The organism is Stenotrophomonas sp. YJH_SMC_131, assembly GCF_059367975.1.
The window spans coordinates 163,518-187,003 of record NZ_JCAFRJ010000005.1; the positions used below are offsets into that span (position 1 = coordinate 163,518).

The 23,486-nt window shown below is 66.9% G+C and carries 19 protein-coding genes; 9 read left to right on the forward strand and 10 right to left on the reverse strand.

What is annotated here, in order from left to right; all coding sequences use genetic code 11:
* Positions 1 to 113 precede the first annotated feature (113 nt).
* Positions 114 to 650 (forward strand): adenine phosphoribosyltransferase, encoded by a 537-nt coding sequence (locus tag AC5P56_RS12325; RefSeq protein WP_014646837.1) that lies wholly within the window; start codon positions 114 to 116, stop codon positions 648 to 650.
* A gap of 174 nt (positions 651 to 824) precedes the next feature.
* Here the strand turns inward: AC5P56_RS12325 and dbpA are convergent, their stop codons facing one another.
* Both dbpA and AC5P56_RS12335 read right to left on the reverse strand, forming a co-directional pair.
* On the reverse strand, positions 825 to 2,201 hold the full coding sequence (gene dbpA / locus AC5P56_RS12330; RefSeq protein ID WP_014646838.1) for an ATP-dependent RNA helicase DbpA: 1,377 nt from the start codon (positions 2,199 to 2,201) through the stop codon (positions 825 to 827).
* 184 nt (positions 2,202 to 2,385) lie between these two features.
* Complete coding sequence (locus AC5P56_RS12335) at positions 2,386 to 3,465, reverse strand: YeiH family protein (protein ID WP_032960449.1); 1,080 nt, start codon at positions 3,463 to 3,465, stop codon at positions 2,386 to 2,388.
* Between the two features lie 101 nt (positions 3,466 to 3,566).
* Between AC5P56_RS12335 and AC5P56_RS12340 the strand changes: the two genes are divergently transcribed.
* Both AC5P56_RS12340 and AC5P56_RS12345 read left to right on the forward strand, forming a co-directional pair.
* The gene (locus AC5P56_RS12340) at positions 3,567 to 4,442 is read left to right on the forward strand and encodes a LysR substrate-binding domain-containing protein (protein ID WP_014646840.1); all 876 of its coding nucleotides are present in this window, start codon (positions 3,567 to 3,569) and stop codon (positions 4,440 to 4,442) included.
* A 356-nt stretch (positions 4,443 to 4,798) separates the two neighbouring features.
* A complete protein-coding gene (locus tag AC5P56_RS12345) occupies positions 4,799 to 6,682 on the forward strand; it encodes an ATP-binding cassette domain-containing protein (RefSeq protein ID WP_014646841.1) in 1,884 nt (627 codons plus the stop codon).
* Positions 6,683 to 6,836: 154 nt separating this feature from the next.
* Here AC5P56_RS12345 and AC5P56_RS12350 read toward each other — a convergent pair whose 3' ends face one another.
* Both AC5P56_RS12350 and AC5P56_RS12355 read right to left on the reverse strand, forming a co-directional pair.
* Positions 6,837 to 7,298 carry a c-type cytochrome gene (locus AC5P56_RS12350; RefSeq protein WP_005416218.1) on the reverse strand — a complete coding sequence of 154 codons (462 nt, stop codon included), beginning with the start codon at positions 7,296 to 7,298 and terminating at the stop codon, positions 6,837 to 6,839.
* Positions 7,299 to 7,307: 9 nt separating this feature from the next.
* On the reverse strand, positions 7,308 to 7,697 hold the full coding sequence (locus AC5P56_RS12355; protein WP_014646842.1) for a c-type cytochrome: 390 nt from the start codon (positions 7,695 to 7,697) through the stop codon (positions 7,308 to 7,310).
* 205 nt (positions 7,698 to 7,902) lie between these two features.
* Between AC5P56_RS12355 and AC5P56_RS12360 the strand changes: the two genes are divergently transcribed.
* From AC5P56_RS12360 to AC5P56_RS12370, 3 genes are read left to right on the forward strand one after another with little or no spacing between them, the layout of a single operon-like run.
* On the forward strand, positions 7,903 to 9,048 hold the full coding sequence (locus tag AC5P56_RS12360) for an efflux RND transporter periplasmic adaptor subunit (protein WP_014036886.1): 1,146 nt from the start codon (positions 7,903 to 7,905) through the stop codon (positions 9,046 to 9,048).
* Complete coding sequence (locus AC5P56_RS12365) at positions 9,045 to 12,566, forward strand: efflux RND transporter permease subunit (RefSeq protein ID WP_495202515.1); 3,522 nt, start codon at positions 9,045 to 9,047, stop codon at positions 12,564 to 12,566. Before AC5P56_RS12360 ends, AC5P56_RS12365 begins: the two co-directional genes overlap by 4 nt.
* Positions 12,563 to 15,649: an efflux RND transporter permease subunit gene (locus AC5P56_RS12370; RefSeq protein ID WP_134808770.1), complete on the forward strand. Its 3,087-nt coding sequence runs from the start codon at positions 12,563 to 12,565 to the stop codon at positions 15,647 to 15,649. The genes AC5P56_RS12365 and AC5P56_RS12370 overlap by 4 nt, the downstream gene beginning before the upstream one ends.
* A gap of 135 nt (positions 15,650 to 15,784) precedes the next feature.
* On the opposite strand, the gene AC5P56_RS12375 is transcribed toward AC5P56_RS12370, so the two are convergent.
* From AC5P56_RS12375 to ykgO, 6 genes are all read right to left on the reverse strand, one after another.
* Positions 15,785 to 17,005, reverse strand: a complete 1,221-nt coding sequence (locus tag AC5P56_RS12375; RefSeq protein WP_495231685.1) for a TraB/GumN family protein — start codon at positions 17,003 to 17,005, stop codon at positions 15,785 to 15,787.
* 4 nt (positions 17,006 to 17,009) lie between these two features.
* Complete coding sequence (locus AC5P56_RS12380; RefSeq protein WP_049404550.1) at positions 17,010 to 17,540, reverse strand: GNAT family N-acetyltransferase; 531 nt, start codon at positions 17,538 to 17,540, stop codon at positions 17,010 to 17,012.
* 14 nt (positions 17,541 to 17,554) lie between these two features.
* Complete coding sequence (locus tag AC5P56_RS12385) at positions 17,555 to 18,442, reverse strand: carbon-nitrogen hydrolase (protein WP_008267821.1); 888 nt, start codon at positions 18,440 to 18,442, stop codon at positions 17,555 to 17,557.
* A 160-nt stretch (positions 18,443 to 18,602) separates the two neighbouring features.
* The gene (locus tag AC5P56_RS12390) at positions 18,603 to 19,640 is read right to left on the reverse strand and encodes an agmatine deiminase family protein (RefSeq protein WP_032960746.1); all 1,038 of its coding nucleotides are present in this window, start codon (positions 19,638 to 19,640) and stop codon (positions 18,603 to 18,605) included.
* 39 nt (positions 19,641 to 19,679) lie between these two features.
* Positions 19,680 to 19,979, reverse strand: a complete 300-nt coding sequence (locus AC5P56_RS12395) for a hypothetical protein (RefSeq protein ID WP_227837998.1) — start codon at positions 19,977 to 19,979, stop codon at positions 19,680 to 19,682.
* Positions 19,980 to 20,154: 175 nt separating this feature from the next.
* The gene (gene ykgO, locus AC5P56_RS12400) at positions 20,155 to 20,280 is read right to left on the reverse strand and encodes a type B 50S ribosomal protein L36 (protein ID WP_005409283.1); all 126 of its coding nucleotides are present in this window, start codon (positions 20,278 to 20,280) and stop codon (positions 20,155 to 20,157) included.
* A 197-nt stretch (positions 20,281 to 20,477) separates the two neighbouring features.
* On the opposite strand from ykgO, the gene cmk reads away from it, so the two are divergent.
* The 3 genes from cmk (at position 20,478) to AC5P56_RS12415 (ending at position 23,432) form a co-directional block, all read left to right on the forward strand.
* The gene (cmk, locus tag AC5P56_RS12405) at positions 20,478 to 21,155 is read left to right on the forward strand and encodes a (d)CMP kinase (protein ID WP_014036894.1); all 678 of its coding nucleotides are present in this window, start codon (positions 20,478 to 20,480) and stop codon (positions 21,153 to 21,155) included.
* A gap of 198 nt (positions 21,156 to 21,353) precedes the next feature.
* A complete protein-coding gene (rpsA, locus tag AC5P56_RS12410) occupies positions 21,354 to 23,039 on the forward strand; it encodes a 30S ribosomal protein S1 (protein ID WP_005416230.1) in 1,686 nt (561 codons plus the stop codon).
* Positions 23,040 to 23,126: 87 nt separating this feature from the next.
* Positions 23,127 to 23,432 (forward strand): integration host factor subunit beta, encoded by a 306-nt coding sequence (locus AC5P56_RS12415; RefSeq protein ID WP_005409286.1) that lies wholly within the window; start codon positions 23,127 to 23,129, stop codon positions 23,430 to 23,432.
* Positions 23,433 to 23,486: the final 54 nt, after the last annotated feature.

Genomic DNA, 23,486 nt, shown 5'->3' on the forward strand with positions numbered 1-23,486 from the left:
GGCCAGCGGCCGGCACTACGGCAGGTGCCGGGCGCAGCCCGGCCGGACACCACCAGCAGGCAGGCGGCGCCCGGAACAGGTACCCTATGCCGCCATCAGATAGCCAATGTGACATGACCGACGCCATCGTCGCTCCGCAGTGGGCCTCCCGCCTGCGCGACATCGCCGACTTCCCCAAGCCCGGCATCCTGTTCAAGGACATCATGCCGCTGCTCGCCCATGGCGAGGATTTCCGCGGCGCGATCACCGCGATGGCCGACCGTTGGCGCGACCAGAAGCTGGACGCAGTGGTCGGCATCGAATCGCGTGGGTTCATCCTCGGTGCCGCGATGGCGCTGGAGCTGGGCGTCGGCTTCGTGCCGGTGCGCAAGCCGGGCAAGCTGCCGGGCCAGGTCCTGCGCGAGGAATACACGCTGGAATACCGCAGCGACTGCATCGAAGTGCATGCCGATGCGCTGCCGGCCGGCGCCCGCGTGGTGATCATCGACGACGTGCTGGCCACCGGCGGCACGCTGGTCGCTGCGCTGTCGCTGGTGCGCCGCCTGGGCGTTGAAGTGGTCGGCGCCGGTGTACTGGTCGAGCTGGACGGCCTCGGTGGCCGTGCGCGCTGGGAAACGGACCTGCCGCTGCACACCGAACTGGTGTTCTGATCGAAGGGCAGGTGCCAACCAGGGTTGGCATCTACCAGAGCGAATGGCCGGGAGCCGGTCGTTGCCAACCTTGGTTGGCAGCACTTTTCGCGACGGGTGCCATGGACGGGCCAACCAAGGTTGGCCGCTACCAGGCCAGATCGTTACCAACCGTAGTTGGCAACGCTGCTTCAATCACATCATCCGCACGCGGAAACGACGGCCCTTGATCTTGCCGGCTTCCAGCTTGGCCACGGCCTTGTTGGCCTGCTCACGCGCGATCGCCACATAGGAGCGGGTCGGGAAGATCGCGATCTTGCCGATGAACTTGCTCGACAGGCCGGCATCACCGGTCAGCGCACCGAGGATGTCGCCCGGGCGCAGCTTGTCGGTCTTGCCACCGTCGATGCGCAGCGTGCGCATCGCGGCCTGCGGCAGTTCGGCCGGGCGCGAGGTTGCCAGCGGCGTCTTCTGCCAGTCCAGCGGCTGCCCCATCTGCGCTTCGATGGCGTCGGCGCGGGTCTTCTCGCGGCCGGCCACCAGGCTGATCGCCAGGCCGCTGGCACCGGCGCGCCCGGTACGGCCTACGCGGTGCTGGTAGCTCTCCACGTCGGTCGGCAGTTCGTAGTTGATCACCGCCGCCAGCTCTTCCACGTCCAGGCCGCGCGCGGCGACGTCGCTGGCGACCAGCACGTTGCAGCTGCGGTTGGCCAGCAGCAACAGCACTTCCTCGCGGTCGCGCTGTTCCATGTCGCCATGCAGGGCCAGTGCGGAGAAGCCGAACTGCTGCAGCGAGTTGGCCACTTCGTCAACATCCTTGCGGGTGTTGCAGAACACGACCGCCGATTCCGGCGTGTACTTCAGCAGCAGGCCGGCCAGCGCCTTCTGGCGATGCGCCGGTTCCACCTCGCAGAACAGGTGGCGGATGGCCGGTGCCTGGTCGGCGCCTTCCACGGTCACTTCCACCGCGTCGCGCAGCAGGTCACGCGCCATGGCGCGGATGCTGTCGGGGAAGGTGGCGGAGAACAGCAGGCTCTGGCGGTCCCTATGGGTGCGGCCGGCGATCTCGCGGATCGGCTCCTCGAAGCCCATGTCGAGCATGCGGTCGGCCTCGTCCAGCACCAGCGTGCGCACCGCGCCCAGGTTCAGCGCGCGCTTGCGTGCCAGCTCCTGCACGCGGCCGGGCGTGCCGACCACCACATGCGGATCGTGGCCTTCAAGCGAGGCCAGCTGCGGGCCCAGCGGCACGCCGCCCACCAGCAGCAACAGCTTCAGGTTGGGGATGCCGGTGGCCAGCTTGCGGATCTGCTTGCCGACCTGGTCGGCCAGTTCGCGGGTCGGGCACAGCACCAGCGCCTGCACGCGGATCAGGCTGGGGTCGATGGCCTGCAGCAGGCCCAGGCCGAAGGCGGCGGTCTTGCCGCTGCCGGTGGGTGCCTGTGCGATCACATCACGGCCATCGAGGATGGCCGGCAGGCTCTGCGCCTGCACGGGGGTGAGGGTGGTGTAGCCGAGGGCATCCAGGCCGGGCTGCAGGGCCGGGCTCAGCGGCAGGGTCGAGAAGTCAGTCATGGCGCATTGTACCTGCCTGCGCGGCCGGTCCCGCCTGATCGGATGGGGTCGAATCCCTTTCCGCAGGAAAGGGCTCCGACCCCATCGGAGTCGTCATCCACGCAGGGCGTGAATATACCCGGGGGGCGTCCACGCATGGCGTGGATCTACGGGTGGATGCCGACCTGGGTCGGCACGCTCCTGCTCAGCCAAGCACCGCCAGTACACCCTGATGGATCGCCAGGCCACCGAACAGCAGCCAGGCGAACAGGATCAGCGCCAGCAGCAGCGGCTTCAGCCCGGCCTGGCGCAGCGCCGAGACGTGGGTGGTCAGGCCCAGCGCGGCCATCGCCATCGCCAGCAGCACGGTATCCAGCTGCACCAGCCCCGCCTGCAGGCCCGCCGGCAGCAGATGCAGCGAGTTGAACCCGGCCACCGCCACGAAACCAAAAGCGAACCACGGCACCACGATGCGCGCCTTGCTGCCGTCGGCGCTGGCCTTGCCGCCACGCGCCAGCCACAGCGACAGCGCGACCAGGAACGGCGCCAGCAGCATCACCCGCACCATCTTGGTGATCACCGCCGTGTCGGCCGCTGCTTCGTTGACCGCGCGGCCTGCCGCCACCACCTGTGCCACTTCATGCACCGTCGCACCGGTGAACAGGCCGTACTGCCGCGCGTCCATTGCCAGCCAGCCGTGCGACTGCACCAGTGCATACAACGCCGGGTAAAGGAACATCGCCAGCGTGCCGAACACCACCACCGTAGAGACCGCGACGGTGACCTGCGCAGCGCGGCCGCGCACCACCGGCTCGGCGGCCATCACCGCCGCCGCGCCGCAGATCGCGCTGCCGGCGCCGATCAGCATCGCCGCTTCGCGCTCCATCTTGAACACGCGCATGCCCAGCCAGCAGGCCAGCCCGAAGGTGCTGGCGACCACCAGCACGTCCATCAGCACGCCGGCCACGCCGACGTGGCCGATGTCCTGGAAGGTCAAGCGCAGGCCGTACAGCACGATGCCGGCGCGCAACAGCCAGTGCTTGGAGAAGCCGACACCGGCCGCGCTGCTCGGCGCCAGCCGCGGGTAAAGGGTGTTGCCGACCACGATGCCGGCGACGATGGCCACGGTCAGCGCGCTCAGGCCATGCGCCTGGAGCCAGGGAAGCTGGGCCAGGTACAGCGACGCCGCCGCGATCAGGCCCACCAGCAGCAGGCCGGGCAGGCGAGGCTGCCAGCGTTGGCGCAGGGCGGGCAGGGACCAGGAGGAGAGAGCGGTGGCGTTCATGGCGCGACAGGACTGGAGTGATGGGCCAAGCGTGCGCCTGTGTCACTGACCTGTAAAACGAATAATATGGGTGCAACCTACCTATAAAGCGGGTACATTCGATGCGCCTGACCTTGCGCCAGCTGCAGGTCTTCGTCGCCATCGCCGACCATGGCACCACCACTGCCGCCGGCCAAGCCGTCGCGCTCTCGCAGTCGGCCAGCAGCGCCGCCCTGCAGGAGCTGGAGGCGCACTTCGGCACCCCGCTGTTCGACCGCATCGGCCGCCGCCTGGCGCTGAACGGGCACGGCCGCGCGCTGCTGGAGCCGGCGCGCACCTTGCTGGTCAACGCCGCCGATCTGGAGCGGCAGCTGGCCGCCGGCGGCGACCCGTCGCAGGGCGCACCGCTACGGCTGGTGCTGGCCGCCAGTACCACCATCGGCAACTACCTGCTGCCGCCACGCATCGCCGAACTGCTGCGGCAGGCGCCGCAGGCCGAGGTCGATCTGCGCATCGACAACAGTGCCGGCGTGGTCGCCGCGGTACAGCGCCTGGACGTCGACGCCGGCCTGATCGAAGGCCCGTGCCATGAGCGTGGCCTGCAGGTGACCGCCTGGCAGCAGGACCCACTGGTGATCGTGGCTGCCGCCGATGCCCGCGCACGCTGGTCGCTGGATGAACTGCGCCGCGCACGCTGGCTGCTGCGTGAGCCTGGCTCCGGCACCCGCGAAGCCGTGGAACAGGCCCTGCTGCCGCACCTGCGTGGCTTCGCGCAGACCCTGCAGCTGGGCAATACCGAAGCGATCAAGCAGGCCGCCATCGCCGGCCTCGGCCTGGCCTGCCTGTCGCGCCACGCGCTGGAAGAGCCGCTGGCCCTGGGCCGCCTGCGCGTGCTCGAGACTCCGCTGCCGGCCCTGCAGCGCACCCTGTGGCTGGTGCGCCACCCCGGCAAGCAATGGCTGCCGGGGTTGCAGGCGTTGCTGGGGGAGGTGGGGTAGCCATCAGATTTCCAGTCGACTCCATCCATCGACCCTTCTTGTAGCGCTCATCCACGCATGGCGTGGATCTACCGAGTCGACCAAGGTCGGCACCCACCAGAGCAGAATGTAGTTCCGACAGATTGCAGGAATCTGTCGAAGGCGGGATGGGTCCGGTTGCGGGGGTGTCCGCGGCATGGATGCCGCGGCCAAGCCCCCAGGGACGGGTTTACGGCGTCCCCCGCGACCGGACCCATCCCGCCATCCCACAGGAAACCAGCTTTTGACGTTGCCGTTGAGGTTGCCGGCCAGCGGCCGGCACTACCGCGGGTGCCGGGTGCAACCCGGCCGACGCCCCCAACCCGTACAATATCCGGATGCCTCTGATTACTCTGCAGAACGTCGACTTCAGCGTCGGCGGCCCGTTGTTGCTGGAAAAGGCCGAACTGTCGATCGAGCCGGGCGAACGCATCGCCCTGATCGGCCGCAACGGCGCCGGCAAATCCACCCTGCTCAAGCTGCTGTCGGGCGACCACAAGCCCGATGACGGCGAAGTCCGCGTGCAGCAGGGCGTGCGCGTCACCCGCCTGGAGCAGGAAGTGCCACACGGCGCAGCCGGCTCGGTGTTCGACGTCGTTGCCGATGGCCTCGGTGAACTGGGCCAGTGGCTGGCCGAGTTCCACCATCTCAGCCATGCCGAGGTCTTCGATGGTGAAGCCCTCGGCAATGTGCAGGCCAAGATCGATGCCGCCAACGGCTGGGGCCTGGACCAGCGTGTCAGCGAAACGCTGACCAAGCTCGACCTGGACGGCGATGCCGAATTCGGCCGCCTGTCCGGCGGCATGAAGCGCCGCGTGCTGCTGGCCCGTGCACTGGTCTCCAGCCCGGACGTGCTGCTGCTGGACGAACCGACCAACCACCTGGACATCGAAGCCATCGACTGGCTCGAAGCGTTCCTGAAGGGCTGGAGCGGCAGCGTGGTGTTCGTCACCCATGACCGCCGCTTCCTGCGTGCGCTGGCCACCCGCATCGTCGAGATCGACCGCGGCCAGGTGACCAGCTGGCCGGGCGACTGGGCCAACTACGAGCGCCGCCGCGAGGAACGCCTCAACGCGCAGGCGCAGGAAAATGCCCGCTTCGACAAGCTGCTGGCGCAGGAAGAAGTCTGGATCCGCCAAGGCATCAAGGCGCGCCGTACCCGCGACGAAGGCCGCGTGCGCCGCCTCAAGGCGATGCGCACCGAACGCTCGCAGCGCCGCGACCTCAGCGGTAACGTCAAGATGGAAGCTGCGCAGGGCGTCAGCTCTGGCAAGAAGGTCATCGACGTCAAGGACATTTCGTTCGCCTTCGGCGAGCGCACCATGGTCCGCGATTTCACCACCACCATCCTGCGTGGCGACCGCATCGGCCTGATCGGCCCCAACGGCAGCGGCAAGACCACGCTGCTGAAGCTGCTGCTGGGTGAACTGCAGCCGGCCAAGGGAGAGGTCAATGCGGGCACCAACCTGCAGATCGCCTATTTCGACCAGTACCGCGCGGTGCTGCGCGAAGACTGGAGCGCGATCGAGAACGTGGCCGAAGGCCGCGATTTCCTCGAGTTCAACGGAAAGCGCAAGCACGTGCATGCCTACCTGCAGGACTTCATGTTCACCCCCGAGCGCGCGCGTGCGCCGATCACCCGCCTGTCCGGTGGCGAGCGCAACCGCCTGCTGCTGGCCAAGCTTTTCGCGCAGCCGTCCAACCTGCTGGTGATGGACGAACCGACCAACGACCTCGACGTGGAAACCCTGGAGCTGCTGGAAGAGCTGCTGGGCGAGTACACCGGTACGCTGCTGCTGGTCAGCCACGACCGTGACTTCATCGACAACGTGGTGACCTCCACGCTGGTGATGGAAGGCGACGGCGTGATCGGCGAGTACGTCGGTGGCTACAGCGACTGGCAGCGCTATGCGGCCAGCGTGGCTGCGCCTGCCGCGGCCCCGGCTGCCAAGCCGGCGACTGCTGCACCGGCCGCTGCTGCGGCCGCGACTCCCGCAGCCCCCAAGCGCAAGCTGGCGTACAAGGAAGCGCGCGAGCTGGAGCAGCTGCCAAAGACCATCGAGAAGCTGGAAGGCGATGTCGAAGGGCTGACCTCGGCGATGAACGACCCATCGTTCTACACCCGCAGCAGTGCTGAAGTGACGGCGCACACCCAGCAGCTGGCCAAGGTGCAGGCCGAACTGGATGCCGCTTACGCGCGCTGGGAAGAGCTGGAAGGCTGAGCGTTGACCGGCGCCAGCGATCGCGCCGATTGATGTAGAGCCGAGCCCACGCTCGGCTCAGCAGATCCACGCCATGCGTGGATATCCGGAATCTGTGCGGACCAACGGTCCGCACCTACCAACCGACGGTCCGCACCGACCGGGGGGCCGGCCGTCATTTGACCCCGTGCAGATCCCGCAGCTGGCTCGGCCGGCTGCCGAAGTACGCCGCCAGATCGGCGATGTCCTGATCACTCAGGTCCTTCGCCTGCGGCGTCATCAGCGCATGCTGGCGGTCACCGGCGCGGTAGGCCTGCAGCGCGTGCGCCAGGTAGTCACCGTACTGCCCACCCAGCTTCGGATAGGTCGGATCGATCGGCGCATTGCCGTCGGCCCCATGGCAGTCGATGCAGCTCTGGTTGGTGGCCTTGCCCTTCACCTTGGCGCGGGCTTCACCGGCGGCCTCGCGGCCAGCGGGCAGGCCGGCGGAGGACGATGAACCGTGCTCGCCGCTGGCATGGCCCGGGTCGGCGGCCGATTTTTCGCTGTTTTCCACCTGCGACTGTGAGCAGGCGGCCAGCAGCAGGGCAACGGACAGGGCGATGGCGTGACGCATCGGATGCGCGGCTTTCGACATGGGCGGGCCTTACTTGACGGTGGACAGGTAAACAGAGAGATCGGCGATCTCCTGTTCGCTGAAACTCATCGACTGCGCCTGCATCGTCGGATGCCGGCGCTTGCCCTGGCGGTACTCGGTCAGGGCCTGGGCCAGATACTGCTGGGTCTGGCCGCCGATCTTCGGCACCCGGTAACTGGGGTAGGCGTTCTTGTAGCCGGTGATCCCGTGGCAGCCTTGGCAGGTGTAGGCCAGGACGCGGCCATTGTCGAAGTTGCCGGTGGGTGCGGCAGGCGCTGGCGCAACGGCGGGAGCCGGGGCCGGGGCGGGTGTGGCAGGAGCAGGAGCGGGCTGTGCGGCGGCCCCAAGGGGCAGGAGGACGGCCAGAGCGAGACAAGCGGCGAGCGGCTGCGGGCGCATGGTGTCGTTTCCGGGGATTCGGGTCTGGTCGTTCCGGCGTGGGGTACGGAACGACCCGAGTATAGCCTCAGGTTTCATCTAGCTGAAATGGGGTCGGGCCGACCGGCGGCGTGAAGGCACCATGACCTTTGGGATATGGTGTTGCCGTGAAGTGGTGCATTACTTTGCTACCACACCTGTCCACGCATCCTTCAGGGACCCGACGATGTCGCACCCAACCTTCCTGTCCGGCCGTCGCAGCGGAATCTGCGCTGCCGCACTGCTGATCTCCACCTCCCTGCTGCTGGGCGGTTGCGCCGCAGGGCCCAATTCCGAAGCCAAGGCTGCCGAAACCAAGGAGGAGAAGAAGGTAGACGCAGTCCCGGTCGAAGTGGCGGTGGCCAGCCATCGTGCCGTCGCGGCCAGCTACACCGGCACGGCCGCGCTGGAACCACGCGCCGAGTCGCAGGTGGTCGCCAAGACCTCCGGCGTGGCGCTGGCGGTGCTGGTCGAGGAAGGGCAGCGGGTCACCGCCGGCCAACCGCTGGTGCGGCTGGACCCGGATCGTGCACGGCTGGCCGTTGCGCAGAGCGAAGCGCAGATGCGCAAGCTGGAAAACAATTACCAGCGCGCACAGAAGCTGGTCGGCCAGCAGATGGTCAGCGCCGCCGATGTCGACCAGCTGCGCTACGACCTGGAAAACGTCCGTGCGCAGTACCGGCTGGCCACGCTGGAGCTGTCCTACACCACGGTGGTGGCGCCGATCTCCGGCGTGATCGCATCGCGCTCGATCAAGACCGGCAACTTCGTGCAGATCAACACGCCGATCTTCCGCATCGTCGACAACTCGCGGCTGGAAGCGACCCTCAACGTGCCCGAGCGTGAACTGGCCACCCTGCGCGCCGGCCAGCCGGTGACGCTGGCGGCCGACGCGCTGCCGGGGCAGAGCTTCACCGGCACCGTTGATCGCATCGCGCCGGTGGTGGATTCGGGCAGCGGCACGTTTCGCGTGGTCAGCGCCTTCGACGGCGCCGCACACGCGCTGCAGCCCGGCATGTTCGGTCGCATCCGCATCGACTACGACCAGCGTGCCGATGCGCTGGTCGTACCGCGCCTGGCGTTGCTCGACGACGGTGAGCCGGCGGTGTTCCGCGTGCGCGAAGGCAAGGTCGCACGCGTTCCGGTCAAGCTGGGTTACGCCGAGGGCCCGTGGGTGGAGATCCGTGATGGCCTGGCGGCCGGTGATCAGGTGGTCACCGCCGGCAAGGTCGCCCTGCGCGACGGCACCACGGTGCAGGTGATTGCCGATCCGAAGGCGAAGACGGTCGCTGCGGCCGCCAAGCCCGCAGACAAGGCCGGGAGCAAGCAATGACCGCCCCGGGCCACGACCACGGTGCCTCGCCGGCGAGCGACGGCGCCGCCGCCGGCATGCGCGGCGGCCTGGTGGAGTTTGCCACCCGCCGCCGCGTGACCATCGCCATGTGCACGGTCACGCTGCTGCTGTTCGGCCTGATCGCGCTGGGCAATCTCAAGGTCAACCTGCTGCCCGACCTGAGCTACCCGACGCTGACCGTGCGCACCGAATACACCGGTGCAGCGCCGACTGAAATCGAAACCCTGATCACCCAGCCGGTCGAAGAAGCGGTCGGCGTGGTCAAGAACCTGCGCAAGCTGAAGTCGGTCTCGCGCACCGGCCAGAGCGACGTGGTGCTGGAATTCGCCTGGGGCACCAACATGGACCAGGCCAGCCTGGAGGTGCGCGACAAGATGGAAGCGCTGAACCTGCCGCTGGAGGCCAAGGCCCCGGTGCTGCTGCGCTTCAATCCGTCAACCGAGCCGATCATGCGCCTGGTGCTGTCGAACAAGACGGCGCCGACCAGCGATGCCGATGCGGTGCGCGAGCTGACCGGCCTGCGCCGCTATGCCGATGAAGACCTCAAGAAGAAGCTGGAGCCGGTCACCGGTGTGGCGGCAGTGAAGGTGGGCGGCGGCCTGGAGGACGAGATCCAGGTCGACATCGACCAGCAGAAGCTTGCCCAGCTGAACCTGCCGATCGACACCGTCATCAAGCGCCTGAAGGACGAGAACATCAACATTTCCGGCGGCCGCCTGGAGGAGGGCTCGCAGCGCTTCCTGGTGCGTACCGTCAACCAGTTCGCCGACCTGGAGGAGATCCGCAACCTGCTGGTGACCACCCAGGCCGCCAATGGCAGCGCGGCGGACTCGGCGCTGCAGCAGATGTTCAACATCGCCGCGTCGACCGGTTCGGCGGCCGCCATCGCGGCGGCGTCGGCGGCACAGAGCGCATCGTCCGGCGGTGGCTCCAGCGTGGTTGCCAACGGCGTGCCGGTGCGCCTGAAGGACGTGGCCACCGTGCGCCAGGGCTACAAGGAGCGCGAAGCGATCATCCGCCTGGGCGGCAAGGAGTCGGTCGAGCTGGCCATCTACAAGGAAGGCGACGCCAACACCGTGGCCACCGCTGAAGCGCTGCGCAAGCGCCTGGAGCAGATCAAGGGCACGTTCCCGTCCGATGTCCAGCTGACCACCATCGAGGACCAGTCGCGCTTCATCGAGCACGCCATCGCCGACGTCAAGAAGGATGCCGTGATCGGCGGCCTGCTGGCGATCCTGATCATCTTCCTGTTCCTGCGCGATGGCTGGAGTACGTTCGTGATCAGCCTGTCGTTGCCGGTCTCGATCATCGCCACATTCTTCTTCATGGGCCAGCTCGGCCTGAGCTTGAACGTGATGTCGCTGGGTGGCCTGGCATTGGCCACCGGCCTGGTGGTGGATGACTCGATCGTGGTGTTGGAGAGCATCGCCAAGGCCCGTGAGCGTGGCCTGGGCATCCTGCAGGCGGCGATCGCCGGCACCCGTGAAGTGAGCATGGCCGTGGTCGCCTCGACCCTGACCACCATCGCGGTGTTCCTGCCGCTGGTGTTCGTCGATGGCATCGCCGGGCAGCTGTTCCGCGACCAGGCGCTGACCGTGGCGATCGCCATCGCGATCTCGCTGCTGGTGTCGATGACCCTGATCCCGATGCTGAGCTCGCTGAAGGGGCGGCCGCCGCTGGCGTTCCCGGAAGAGGCGCCGAACGCAGCATGGCAGCCGCAGAAGCGTTGGCAGAAGCCGGTTGCACTGGGCCGCCGTGGCCTGCTCGCCAGCGTGCGCTGGAGCTTCTATGCGCTGGCCTGGCTCGTGGTGCGCCTGTGGCGCGGCGTGGTGGCGGTGGTCGGCCCGGTGATGCGCAAGGCCAGCGACCTGGCGATGAAGCCCTATGCAGGCGCCGAGCGAGGCTATCTGCGCCTGCTGCCGAGTGCGCTGGCGCATCCCGGCAAGGTGCTGGGCGTGGCAGCCATCATTTTCGTGGCGACCATGGCGCTGGTGCCGATGCTTGGCGCCGACCTGATCCCGCAGCTGGCGCAGGACCGTTTCGAAATGACGGTGAAGCTGCCGGCCGGCACGCCGCTGAAGCAGACCGATGCGCTGGTGCGCGAGCTGCAGCTGGCGCATGGCAAGGGCGAAGGCGTGGCCTCGCTGTATGGCGTCAGTGGCAGCGGCACCCGGCTGGATGCCAGCCCGACCGAAAGTGGCGAGAACATCGGCAAGCTGACCGTGGTGATGGAAGGTGGCGGCAATGCGCACACTGAAGCGGCGATCACCGAGCGCCTGCGCGGCACCATGAGCCAGCACCCGGGTGCCCAGGTCGACTTCGCGCGGCCGGCGTTGTTCAGCTTTTCCACGCCGCTGGAAATCGAACTGCGCGGGCAGGACATGGCGACCCTGGAAGTGGCCGGCCAGCGCCTGGCGGCGATGCTGCGCGGCAACGCCCACTACGCCGACGTGAAGTCGACGGTGGAAGAGGGCTTCCCGGAAATCCAGATCCGCTTCGACCAGGAGCGCGCCGGTGCGCTGGGCCTGACCACCCGCCAGATCGCCGACGTGGTGGTGAAGAAGGTGCGTGGCGACGTCGCCACCCGCTACAGCTTCCGTGACCGCAAGATCGACGTGCTGGTGCGCGCCCAGGAAGGTGACCGCGCCAGCGTGGAGAGCATCCGCCGGCTGATCGTCAATCCGGGCAGCACCCGCCCGGTGACCCTGGACGCGGTGGCCGACGTGGTCGCCACCACCGGCCCCAGCGAGATCCATCGTGCCGACCAGACCCGGGTCGCGGTGGTATCGGCCAACCTGCGCGACATCGACCTCGGCGCCGCCATGCGCGAAGTGCAGCAGATGGTGGCCGAGCAGCCGCTGGGCGCGGGCGTCGGCCTGCACATCGGCGGCCAGGGCGAGGAACTGGCGCAGGCGGCGAAGTCGCTGATCTTCGCCTTCGGCCTGGCGATCTTCCTGGTCTACCTGGTGATGGCCTCGCAGTTCGAATCCCTGCTGCACCCGTTCGTGATCCTGTTCACCATCCCGCTGGCGCTGGTCGGCGCGATCCTGGCGCTGATGCTGACCGGAAAGCCCATCTCGGTGGTGGTGTTCATCGGCCTGATCCTGCTGGTCGGCCTGGTCACCAAGAACGCGATCATCCTGATCGACAAGGTCAACCAGCTGCGCGAGGCCGGCGTGGCCAAGCATGAGGCGCTGGTGGAGGGTGCGCGTTCCCGCCTGCGCCCGATCATCATGACCACGCTGTGCACGCTGTTCGGCTTCCTGCCGCTGGCGGTGGCGATGGGCGAGGGCGCCGAAGTGCGTGCACCGATGGCGATCACCGTGATCGGTGGCCTGCTGGTGTCGACGCTGCTGACGCTGCTGGTGATCCCGGTGGTGTACGACCTGATGGATCGTCGCGGCGACGCCTACTACCGTGAGCGCGGCCGCAAGCACGCCGGTGAGGGCCTGCATGGCGACGAGGGCGGCACAGCGGGTGTGGAGGAACCGGCATGAGTGTTGCCGAGTTCTCCATCCGCCGTCCGGTCACCACCATCATGTGTTTCGTGTCGCTGGTGGTGATCGGCCTGATCGCTTCGTTCCGGCTGCCGTTGGAGGCGCTGCCGGACATCTCCGCGCCGTTCCTGTTCGTGCAGATTCCCTACACCGGCTCGACCCCGGAAGAAGTGGAACGGACCATCATCCGTCCGGTCGAGGAATCGCTGGCGACGATGACCGGCATCAAGCGCATGCGCTCGTCGGCCACCTCCGAGGCGGCGCTGATCTACATCGAGTTCAGCGACTGGGACCGCGACATCGCCATTGCCGCGTCGGACGCGCGCGAGCGTATCGACGCGATCCGCAGCGACCTGCCCGACGACCTGCAGCGCTACAACGTGTTCAAGTGGTCCAGCAGCGACCAGCCCGTGCTGAAGGTGCGGCTGGCCAGCACCACCGACCTGACCACCGCCTATGACATGCTCGATCGTGAGTTCAAGCGGCGCATCGAGCGTATTCCCGGTGTGGCCCGCGTCGATATCACCGGTGCGCCGCCGAACGAGGTGGAGATCGCCATCGATCCGAACCGGCTCAACGCGCATGGGTTGAGCATCAACGAGCTGAGCGAGCGCCTGCGCACGCTGAACTTCTCGATCTCGGCCGGGCAGATCGATGACAACGGCCAACGCGTGCGCGTGCAGCCGGTAGGCGAGATCACCGACCTTCAGGAGATGCGCGACCTGGTGATCAACGCCAAGGGCCTGCGCCTGGGCGACATCGCCGACGTGCGCCTGAAGCCGGCGCGGATGAACTACGGGCGCCGCCTGGACGGCAACCCGGCGGTGGGCCTGGACATCTTCAAGGAACGCAGCGCCAACCTGGTGGACGTTTCGCGTGCGGCACTGGCCGAGGTCGAGGCGATCCGCGCGCAGCCGTCGATGCGCGACGTGCAGATCAAGGTGATCGACAACCAGGGCAAGGCAGTGACGTCCTCGCTGCTGGAGCTGGCCGAGGCCGGCGCGGTCGGCCTGATCCTGTCGGTCACCGTGCTGTTCTTCTTCCTGCGCCATTGGCCGTCGACGCTGATGGTGACCCTGGCCATTCCGATCTGCTTCACCATCACCCTCGGCTTCATGTACTTCGTCGGGGTGACACTCAACATCCTGACCATGATGGGCCTGCTGCTGGCCGTCGGCATGCTGGTCGACAACGCGGTGGTGGTGGTGGAGAGCATCTACCAGGAGCGCGAGCGCATGCCGGGGCAGCCACGGCTGGCCTCGATCATCGGCACCCGCAACGTGGCCATCGCGCTCAGCGCCGGCACGCTGTGCCACTGCATCGTGTTCGTGCCGAACCTGTTCGGCGAGACCAACAACATCAGCATCTTCATGGCGCAGATCGCGATCACCATCTCGGTCTCGCTGCTGGCCTCGTGGCTGGTGGCGGTCAGCCTGATCCCGATGCTGTCCGCGCGCATGGCCACGCCCAAGCTGGTGCACTCGCAGACCGGCCTGATCGCGCGCCTGCAGCGACGCTATGCGCAGCTGCTGGACTGGTCACTGCATCACCGCGGTTGGAGCCTGCTCGGCATCCTGCTCGTGGTGCTGGTCAGCCTGGTGCCGATGAAGCTGACCAAGGTCGACATGTTCGGTGGTGAGGGGGGCAAGGACATCTTCATCGGCTACATGTGGAAGGGCGCCTACACCTACCGCCAGATGTCCGAGGAAGTGGCGCGGGTGGAGAACTGGATCGACCAGAACCGCGAACGCCTGCACGTGAAGCAGGTGTATTCCTGGTACAGCGAGCAGGAAGGCAGCTCCACGGTGGTCACCCTGGACGAAAAGTACGCCAAGGACATCAAGTCGCTGCAGGAGGAACTGCGCAAGGGCCTACCGAAGTCGGCCCGCACCGATTACTTCGTCGGCAACCAGGGCGGCGATGGCGGTGGCGGCAGCAACCAGGGCGTGCAGGTGCAGCTGGTGGGCGACTCCAGCTCGATGCTGCAGGAGATCGGCCAGGAAGTGGTGCCGTTGCTGGCGCAGCGTGCCGAGCTGCGTGACGTGCGCATCGACAACGGCGAGAAGGGCGGCGAGCTGAAGGTGCGCGTCGACCGCGAGCGTGCCGCAGCGTTCGGCTTCAATGCCGAGCAGGTGGCCAGCTTCGTCGGCCTGGCGCTGCGCGGCGCGCCGATGCGCGAGTTCCGCCGCGGTGACAACGAAGTGCCGGTGTGGGTGCGCTTTGCCGGCGCCGAGCAGAGCAGCCCGGAAGACCTGGCCGGTTTCAGCGTGCGCACCGGCGATGGCCGCAGCGTGCCGCTGCTGAGCCTGGTCACCGTGGACGTTGGTTCGTCGGCCACCCAGATCGGCCGCACCAACCGCCAGACCACGTTGACCATCAAGGCCAACCTGGCCGAGAAGGTCACCGCGCCGGACGGGCGCAAGGCGATCGAAGCCGTGCTCAAGCCGATGAACTTCCCGGCCGGCTATGGCTTCACCTTCGACGGCGGCGACTACGGCAACGACGACGAGGCCATGCAGCAGATGGTGTTCAACCTGCTGATCGCACTGGTGATGATCTACGTGGTGATGGCGGCGGTGTTCGAGTCGCTGCTGTTCCCGGCGGCGATCATGAGCGGCGTGCTGTTCTCGATCTTCGGCGTGTTCTGGCTGTTCTGGATCACCGGCACCTCGTTCGGGATCATGTCCTTCATCGGCATCCTGGTGCTGATGGGCGTGGTGGTGAACAACGGCATCGTGATGATCGAGCACATCAACAACCTGCGGCGCAGCGGCATGGGCCGCACCCAGGCGCTGGTGGAAGGCTCACGCGAACGCCTGCGCCCGATCATGATGACCATGGGCACGGCGATCCTGGCGATGATCCCGATCTCGCTGACCGATACGCAGATGTTCGGCAATGGCCCGGAGTATTCGCCGATGGCGCGTGCAATTGCGGGCGGGCTGGCGTTCTCGACGGTGGTCAGCCTGCTGTTCCTGCCGACCATCTACGCGGTGCTCGATGACCTGCGCTCGGCCGTGACGCGGCTGATCCGCCGTGCACGCGGGCTGGAGAGGATGGAGCCGGGCGCTGCCCGGCTGTAATGCGCGCCAACGTGTTGTGGTGTGGGGGAGGCCGGTCGTAGTGGGGCGGTCTCCCCCTTTTTTTCTGCTCGCCGCGTCGCGGCATCGCCCGAGCATGGGCTCGGGCGCTACAGATTCTGTGGCCGGTTGAGAGGCTTACCCCGCCACCTTGCCCCACACCTTGAAGGTGGTCAGCCACAGGCCGAGCATGCTGCCGATGTTGGTCAGCATGAAGGTCAGCACCACGCGGGTAACGCGATTGCGGTACCAGCCCTTCAGGCTCTGCGCATCGTCGCGCAGCTTCAGGAAGTCCTCATAGGCCGGCTTGCGCAGGCGCGCTTCCACCAGCGCCGAGAATGCGCCGGTCGGGATGCTCAGGCGGAACGGCTTGAACGGGGCCACCGCGATCGCGGTGAGGATGCTCAGCGGGTGACCGCCTGCCAGCAGGCAGCCCAGGCCCGCCAGGCCGCCGGTATACATTGCCCAGGTCGCCAGCAGCTCGGTACCCACGCCCAGGCCGCCGCGGTAGAAGCCCACGCCGATGCCGGTCGCCACGATCGCCAGGATGCCGAGCGTGAACCACGGGATGTTGCGCTTCTTCGGCACCGCCTCCAGCTCGTCGCGCAGCGGCGCCGGGGCCTCGGTGTCGGTTTCCAGGTAGCGCGCGAGACCTGCAAGATGGCCGGCACCGACCACCGCCAGCACTTCACGCTGCTGCGGGGTCTGCTCCTCGCGCAGGCGCGTGGCCATGTAACGGTCGCGCTCACCGATGATCGTCTCGTACAGCGCCGGGCTCTCGCTGGCGAACTCACCAAAGCTCGATTCCAGCATGTCGCCCTGCTTGAGCTTTTCGATCTCGTTCTCGCCCACTTCCTCGGACGAGAACAGGCCGGCGCCCAGCCCGGCAACCAGCTTCAGCTTGCCGAAGAACCCAAGCCGCTGCGACGCCCGGCGGAAGGTCAGGCCGACCTCGCGGTCGATCAGGTGCACCGGCAGGTCGCGTTCGCGCGCCAGTTCCACCGCGCGTTTCAGTTCCGCGCCCGGCTCGATGTCGAGCTGTTCGGCCAGGCGGCGCTGGTAGGCGGACAGGGCCAGGTTGGCGGCGAACAGGGCGACGCGGCCCTTGCGGATCACCTCGACCAGGTCGAGCTTGGCCAGCGTGTCCGGGTCGCTCAGTGCCTGCAGGCGCTGCGGGTCCAGTTCAACGGCCACGGCGTCGAAGCGACCGCTGTCGATGGCTTTCTCCACCGCCTCGACGCTGGCGCGTGAGACATGGGCGGTGCCCAGCAGGGTGTAGCGCACGCCGTCGCGTTCGACGACGCGTACCGGCTGGCCGGCGAACAGGTCGTCGCCGGTCTCGGGAAGGGTTTCGGTCATGGGTTCATTCATTGGAAGGTGCGGTGTCGGCGCCATCGCCGAGCGCGCGCTGCATCTGCACGGTATCCAGCCAGCGGCCATGCTTGCGGCCGAGGCCACGGAACACGCCGACCAGCTCGAAGCCGAAGCGTTCGTGCAGCTTGATTGAAGCGGTATTGGTCGGTTCGCCGATCACCGCCACCATCTGCCGGTAGCCACGCGCCACGCAGGCGTCGATCAACGCCTGCAGCAGGCCGGTGCCGACGCCCTTGCCCTGGAACGCGGCATCGACGTAGACCGAGTTTTCCACGGTCCACTGGTAGGCAACGCGGGTGCGGTAGGTGTTGGCGTAGGCATAGCCGGCCACCTGGCCGTCGATCTCGGCGACCAGGTAGGGGAAGCCGCGATCGACGATGTCACGCATGCGGCGCAGCATCTCGGTCGCGTCCGGAATGTCGTACTCGTAGGTGTTGACGAAGTCAGTCACTTCCACCGCGTAGATCGCGGTGATCGCGTCGATGTCGGCCGGGCCGGCATCACGGATGAGGACGGCCATGCGCGGGCTCCGGCTCAGTCGATGTAGCGCTTGAGCAGGTCGCCGTAGGCATCGATGCGGCGATCACGCAGGAACGGCCAGATGCGGCGCACATGCTCGCTGCGCTGCAGGTCGACGTCGCACAGCAGCACGGTGGCCTCGGTGCCGGCCTCGGCCAGGAACTCGCCCTGCGGGCCCAGCACGTGGCTGTTGCCCCAGAACTGGATGCCCGACGCGCCCAGCGGCGAGGCCTCGTGGCCGACGCGGTTGCAGCTCAGCACCGGCAGGCCGTTGGCCACCGCATGGCCGCGATGGCTCAGCACCCAGGCGTCGCGCTGGCGGGTCTTCTCGTCCTGCACGTCGTCCGGATCCCAGCCGATCGCAGTCGGATACAGCAACAGCTCGGCGCCGGCCAGCGCCATCAGGCGCGCCGCTTCCGGGTACCACTGGTCCCAGCACACCAGCACGCCCAGGCGGCCCACCGAGGTATCGATCGGCGTGAAGCCGATGTCGCCCGGGGTGAAGTAGAACTTCTCGTAGAAGCCCGGGTCGTCCGGGATATGCATCTTGCGGTACTTGCCGAGCAGCGTACCGTCCTTCTCGAACACCACGGCGGTGTTGTGGTACAGCCCGGCAGCGCGGCGCTCGAACAGCGAGCCGACCAGCACCACGCCATGCTTCTTCGCCAGCGCGCCAAGGCGCTCGGTGCTCGGGCCCGGAATCGGCTCGGCCAGGTCGAACTCGTCCACCGATTCGTGCTGGCAGAAGTACGGGCCGTTATGCAGTTCCTGCAGCAGCACCAGCTTGGCACCCTGCGCAGCCGCCTCGGCCACGCGTGCTTCGATCACCGCCAGGTTGGCGGCGGCATCACCGTGGTTGCGCTCCTGGATCAGGGCGACGGTAAGGGGGCTGCGCGAGTTCATGCGGGGCGTTCCTGCGGGGGAAAACCAGCATGTTAGCGCGGATGGGCGGCGACGGCGTGTCGCGCGCTGAATGGCGCAGCGGGTAGTGCCGGCCGCTGGCCGGCAATCCCGTGGATCCATCAGGCATTGCAGGGTTGCCGGCCAGCGGCCGGCACGACCGTTACGCCTTCAACAGCCCAGCCGGCAGCTGCATGGTGATGCAGTGCAGGCTGCCGTTCTGCCAGATCAGCGAGCGGCAGGGCACCTGCACGATCTCTCGGCCCGGGTGCGCCTGTGCCAGCACGTCGCGGGCCAGGTCATCGGCCGGGTCGCCATAGGCCGGCATCAGCACCGCGCCATTGACGATCAGGTAGTTGGCGTACGAGGCAGCCAGGCGACGGCCTTCGTCGATCACCGGCCGGGCCCACGGCAGCGGGAACAGGCGGTACGGCTGGCCATCCTTGGTGCGTAGCGCGGCCAGCTCATTGCCCATCGCCTGCAGTTCGGCGTAATGCGAGTCGCTCTCGTCGTCGCAGGCCTGGTAGACGATGCTGTCAGCGGAGGCGAAGCGGGCGAGGGTATCGATGTGCGCGTCGGTGTCGTCGCCTTCCAGGTAGCCGTGGTCCAGCCACAGCACGCGGTCCTGCTGCAGCCAGTCGGCCAGGTCGGCGCTCAGGCTGGCGCGGTCGCGGTCCGGGTGGCGCTCGTGCAGGCACTTCCAGGTGGTCAGCAGGGTGCCTTCACCGTCGGTCTCGATGCCGCCGCCTTCCAGCGCGAACGGAATGCTGCGGACCGGCGCATCGTTGAATACGCCGGCCTGGTCGAGCACGCCCACCAGCTGGTCATCCAGGGTGGCGTCGAACTTGCCGCCCCAGCCGGTGAAGCGGAAATCCAGCAGCTGGAAGCCGCCGTCGGCACGGCGCAGGGTGATCGGGCCGGAGTCGCGCAGCCAGGTATCGTCGTAGGCCGCCGTGGTGAAGTGGACCTTGTCCATGTCGATGCGGTTGGAGCGCAGTCGCATCTCGGCGTAGGTCTCCACATCGTCGTCGGCCACGCAGATCAGCACCGGCTGGAAGCGGGTGATGGCCGCGACCAGGGCGATGTAGGTCTCTTCCACCTGGCCCAGGCGGTCAGCCCAGTCGGTATCGGCGGTGGGCCAGGCAATCAGGACGCCGCTCTGGGCTTCCCACTCGGCAGGAAAACGAAGGGTCTGGTTCATGGTCTCGCTACACAGGCCCGCCCACGGCGGGTAATGGGATCAACGGATCGGCGGTTTCGGGCCGATTTCGTTCGGGTCCGCCTGGTTGGCCACCACGTCGATCACCTTCTGCTTCTCGAAGTAGACGGTGAACTGCGGGTACACCCAGCGGTTGATGGTCGGCCATTGCCGTTTCTGCCCGCCACGCGGCTGCAGCTGCTCGCTGGGCGCGCCGAACTGCGCCTGCACCTGCTGCATGCTCTGGCCGCGCACGGGCAGGGCACCGGCCGGCTTCTCGCGGGCGCGGTCGACAAGCAGGGTATCGGCCAGTGCCGGTGTGGCGGCGGCCAGGGTGGCCATCACGGCCAGGGCGGACAGGTAACGCTTCATCTCGATCTACTCCCCAGTGGTCAAGAAAGGCGATTACAGCAAAAACGGCAGGAAAAAGCCGCATAAACAAAAAACCGCCCGAAGGCGGTTTCTTGCATCGGGTCGGCCCCGCGTAGGGCCAGCCGCAGCCGGAAGGCTGTGAGGCTTAGCGCTGACGCGCCTTGAAACGCGGGTTCGACTTGCAGATGACGAAGATCTTGCCACGACGACGCACGACCTTGCAGTCACGGTGACGGGCCTTCGCCGACTTCAGGGAGGACAGGACTTTCATGGCATACCTCGGCGTAAACAGTAGTTGTTCGGGTGGAGCGTGGCCGCGATATGCGAAAGACAATCGGCAGTTGACGCTCGTTCAAGCCCGCCATTCTACCGGGCTTTTCCTCGTGGTTTCAAGTGGTTGCACAAAAGATCCCGCTGGGGGCGTCTGGCAGGGGCTAGAATGGCCTCTTCACACGCTCTGGGACCCCCATGAATCCACTCGCTCCCGTCCTGACCATCGACGGCCCATCCGGGGCCGGCAAGGGTACCATCAGCCGCATCATCGCGCGCCGGATGGGCTGGCATTACCTGGATTCGGGCGCGCTGTACCGGGCGGTGGGCGTGGCCGCAAGCTGGGCCGACATCGATACCTCCGACGCCTCGGCGCTGGTGCGTTGCACCTTCGACACCCACGTTCAGTTTGTCGAGCAGGGCGATGCCATGCGGGTCATGGTCAACGGCACCGATGCCACCGACGAGCTGCGCCTGGAGACCACCGGTGCGCTGGCCTCGGCCATTGCCGCCATTCCCGAGGTACGCGCTGCCCTGAAGGAGCGCCAGCGCGCATTCAGGGAGCTGCCGGGCCTGGTCGCCGACGGCCGCGACATGGGCACGGTGATCTTCCCGGACGCCTCCTACAAGGTCTTCCTGACCGCCAGTGCCGAGGAGCGCGCCGAGCGCCGGCATAAGCAGTTGAAAGACAAGGGGGTTTCTGTTAACTTTGATGACCTCCTGCGCGAGATCATGGCCCGCGACGCCCGTGATGCCCAGCGTACCGTGGCGCCCCTGAAGCCGGCAGACGATGCTGTCCTCATCGACACCACAGGCATCGGCATCGATGATGTCGTTGCCAGAGTGATGGATCTGCTTCCGGTTCCGGCTGCCTGATCCGTTCGCGCGGGAGCGCTGCCAGCAGCATCGGCGGCGGTCGCGCATAGCAGTGCTGTACCAGCTCCGCCGCGCAATGATGCGTGGCGGTTTTCCTACTACACACGACCTGCGTTTCCGGGGTCGACCAACAGGCGGGCGGTCGCCATTCCCCTGAAGGGGACGCCACCGACCCATGTGTCCAACAGAGTAAATCTAATGACCGAATCATTTGCCGAACTGTTTGAAGCCAGCCAGGCCAATCTGGCCAAGCTGAAGCCGGGCGCCATCGTCAGCGGTACCGTTGTTGAAGTCCGCGGCGACGTCGTGGTGATCAACGCTGGCCTGAAGTCCGAAGGCATCGTGCCGATCGAACAGTTCCGTAACGACGCTGGCGAAATCGACGTCGCCGAAGGCGACATCGTCAAGGTCGCCCTCGACTCGATCGAGAACGGCTTCGGCGAAACCGTCCTGTCGCGCGAGAAGGCCAAGCGCGCGATGGTGTGGGACGAGCTGGAAGAAGCGTTGGAAAAGAACGAAACCATCACCGGCCGCATCAGCGGCAAGGTCAAGGGTGGTTTCACCGTGGACATCAAGGATGTCCGCGCCTTCCTGCCGGGTTCCCTGGTCGATGTGCGCCCGGTGCGCGATCCGGCCTACCTGGAAGGCAAGGAACTCGAGTTCAAGCTCATCAAGCTGGACCGCAAGCGTAACAACGTCGTGGTCTCGCGCCGCGCTGTCGTCGAAAGCGAGCACTCGGAAGAGCGCGAGCAGCTGATGGACAAGCTGCAGGAAGGCGCGATCCTGAAGGGTGTCGTCAAGAACCTGACCGATTACGGCGCGTTCGTGGACCTGGGCGGTATCGACGGCCTGCTGCACATCACCGACATGGCGTGGAAGCGCGTGCGTCACCCGTCGGAAGTCGTGAACGTCGGCGACGAGCTGGACGTCCGCGTGCTGAAGTTCGACCGCGAGCGCAACCGCGTTTCGCTGGGCCTGAAGCAGCTGGGCGAGGATCCGTGGGACAACATCGGCCGTCGTTACCCGGCCAACAGCCGCGTCTTCGGCAAGGTCTCCAACGTCACCGATTACGGTGCGTTCGTTGAGATCGAGCCGGGCGTCGAAGGCCTGGTGCACGTCTCGGAGATGGATTGGACCAACAAGAACGTCAACCCGTCCAAGGTTGTCCAGGTTGGTGATGAAGTCGAAGTGATGGTGCTGGACGTCGATGAAGAGCGTCGCCGTATCTCGCTGGGCATGAAGCAGGTTGCCGCCAATCCGTGGGAAACCTTCGCTGCCACCCACAAGAAGGGTGACAAGGTGTCGGGCCAGATCAAGTCGATCACCGACTTCGGCATCTTCATCGGCCTGGACGGCGGCATCGACGGCCTGGTCCACCTGTCCGACATCAGCTGGAACACCACCGGCGAAGACGTCGTTCGCAACTTCAAGAAGGGCGATACCCTGGACGCCGTCGTCCTGGCTGTCGATCCGGAGCGCGAGCGCATCTCCCTGGGCGTGAAGCAGCTGGAGCAGGATCCGTTCGGCCAGTACATGGCTGCCAATCCGAAGGGCTCCAAGGTTGAAGGTGTGGTGAAGGAAGTCGACGCCAAGGGCGCGATCATCGAGCTGGCTGACGGCATCGAAGGTTACGTCTCGGCCCGCGACATCGCCAACGAGCGCGTTGACGACGCCACCCAGCACCTGAAGGTCGGCGACAAGGTCGAAGCCAAGTTCGTGGGCATGGACCGCAAGGGCCGTACCCTGCAGCTGTCGATCAAGGCCAAGGACGACGCGGAAATGCGCGAAGTGCTGGAGGAATACCAGTCCTCTTCGGCTTCCAGCGGCACCACCCAGCTGGGCGCGCTGCTGCGTGCACAGCTGAACGGCAACAAGTCCGAGTAATCGGCCTTACGCTGTTCGTTGTTTCCTGGACGGCCCGGGCATTGCCCGGGCCGTTTCAGGCTGAGATGCCCCTGATGTGAGCCGGTAATGACCAAATCCGAACTGATCGAAATCCTTGCGCGCCGCCAGGCGCACCTGAAGGCCGATGATGTCGATCTGGCGGTGAAGTCGTTGCTGGAAATGATGGGCGGATCGCTGTCCGCCGGGGATCGCATCGAAATCCGTGGATTTGGCAGCTTCTCGCTGCACTATCGTCCGCCGCGCCTGGGTCGCAACCCGAAGACCGGCGAATCGGTTGCCCTGCCGGGCAAGCATGTCCCCCATTTCAAGCCGGGCAAGGAACTGCGCGAGCGGGTCAGCAGTGTACTGCCGCTGGACGCCGATCCGGCCTGAGCCTTCCGTCGCGCCACCGCGTGCGAATCCAGCCGCGAGTCGGATAAGCTACGG

Excerpts from the sequence above, each read along its gene's own strand:
- AC5P56_RS12390 (WP_032960746.1), bottom strand. The coding sequence starts at position 19,640 with ATGAACCAGACCCTTCGTTTTCCTGCCGAGTGGGAAGCCCAGAGCGGC.
- rpsA (WP_005416230.1), top strand. The coding sequence starts at position 21,354 with ATGACCGAATCATTTGCCGAACTGTTTGAAGCCAGCCAGGCCAATCTG.
- AC5P56_RS12355 (WP_014646842.1), bottom strand. The coding sequence starts at position 7,697 with ATGCGCCCGCAGCCGCTCGCCGCTTGTCTCGCTCTGGCCGTCCTCCTG.
- AC5P56_RS12385 (WP_008267821.1), bottom strand. The coding sequence starts at position 18,442 with ATGAACTCGCGCAGCCCCCTTACCGTCGCCCTGATCCAGGAGCGCAAC.
- AC5P56_RS12340 (WP_014646840.1), top strand. The coding sequence starts at position 3,567 with ATGCGCCTGACCTTGCGCCAGCTGCAGGTCTTCGTCGCCATCGCCGAC.
- AC5P56_RS12395 (WP_227837998.1), bottom strand. The coding sequence starts at position 19,979 with ATGGCCACCCTGGCCGCCGCCACACCGGCACTGGCCGATACCCTGCTT.
- AC5P56_RS12350 (WP_005416218.1), bottom strand. The coding sequence starts at position 7,298 with ATGTCGAAAGCCGCGCATCCGATGCGTCACGCCATCGCCCTGTCCGTT.
- AC5P56_RS12335 (WP_032960449.1), bottom strand. The coding sequence starts at position 3,465 with ATGAACGCCACCGCTCTCTCCTCCTGGTCCCTGCCCGCCCTGCGCCAA.
- AC5P56_RS12360 (WP_014036886.1), top strand. The coding sequence starts at position 7,903 with ATGTCGCACCCAACCTTCCTGTCCGGCCGTCGCAGCGGAATCTGCGCT.
- AC5P56_RS12380 (WP_049404550.1), bottom strand. The coding sequence starts at position 17,540 with ATGGCCGTCCTCATCCGTGATGCCGGCCCGGCCGACATCGACGCGATC.
- AC5P56_RS12345 (WP_014646841.1), top strand. The coding sequence starts at position 4,799 with ATGCCTCTGATTACTCTGCAGAACGTCGACTTCAGCGTCGGCGGCCCG.
- cmk (WP_014036894.1), top strand. The coding sequence starts at position 20,478 with ATGAATCCACTCGCTCCCGTCCTGACCATCGACGGCCCATCCGGGGCC.
- AC5P56_RS12370 (WP_134808770.1), top strand. The coding sequence starts at position 12,563 with ATGAGTGTTGCCGAGTTCTCCATCCGCCGTCCGGTCACCACCATCATG.
- AC5P56_RS12375 (WP_495231685.1), bottom strand. The coding sequence starts at position 17,005 with ATGACCGAAACCCTTCCCGAGACCGGCGACGACCTGTTCGCCGGCCAG.
- AC5P56_RS12365 (WP_495202515.1), top strand. The coding sequence starts at position 9,045 with ATGACCGCCCCGGGCCACGACCACGGTGCCTCGCCGGCGAGCGACGGC.
- ykgO (WP_005409283.1), bottom strand. The coding sequence starts at position 20,280 with ATGAAAGTCCTGTCCTCCCTGAAGTCGGCGAAGGCCCGTCACCGTGAC.
- dbpA (WP_014646838.1), bottom strand. The coding sequence starts at position 2,201 with ATGACTGACTTCTCGACCCTGCCGCTGAGCCCGGCCCTGCAGCCCGGC.
- AC5P56_RS12325 (WP_014646837.1), top strand. The coding sequence starts at position 114 with ATGACCGACGCCATCGTCGCTCCGCAGTGGGCCTCCCGCCTGCGCGAC.
- AC5P56_RS12415 (WP_005409286.1), top strand. The coding sequence starts at position 23,127 with ATGACCAAATCCGAACTGATCGAAATCCTTGCGCGCCGCCAGGCGCAC.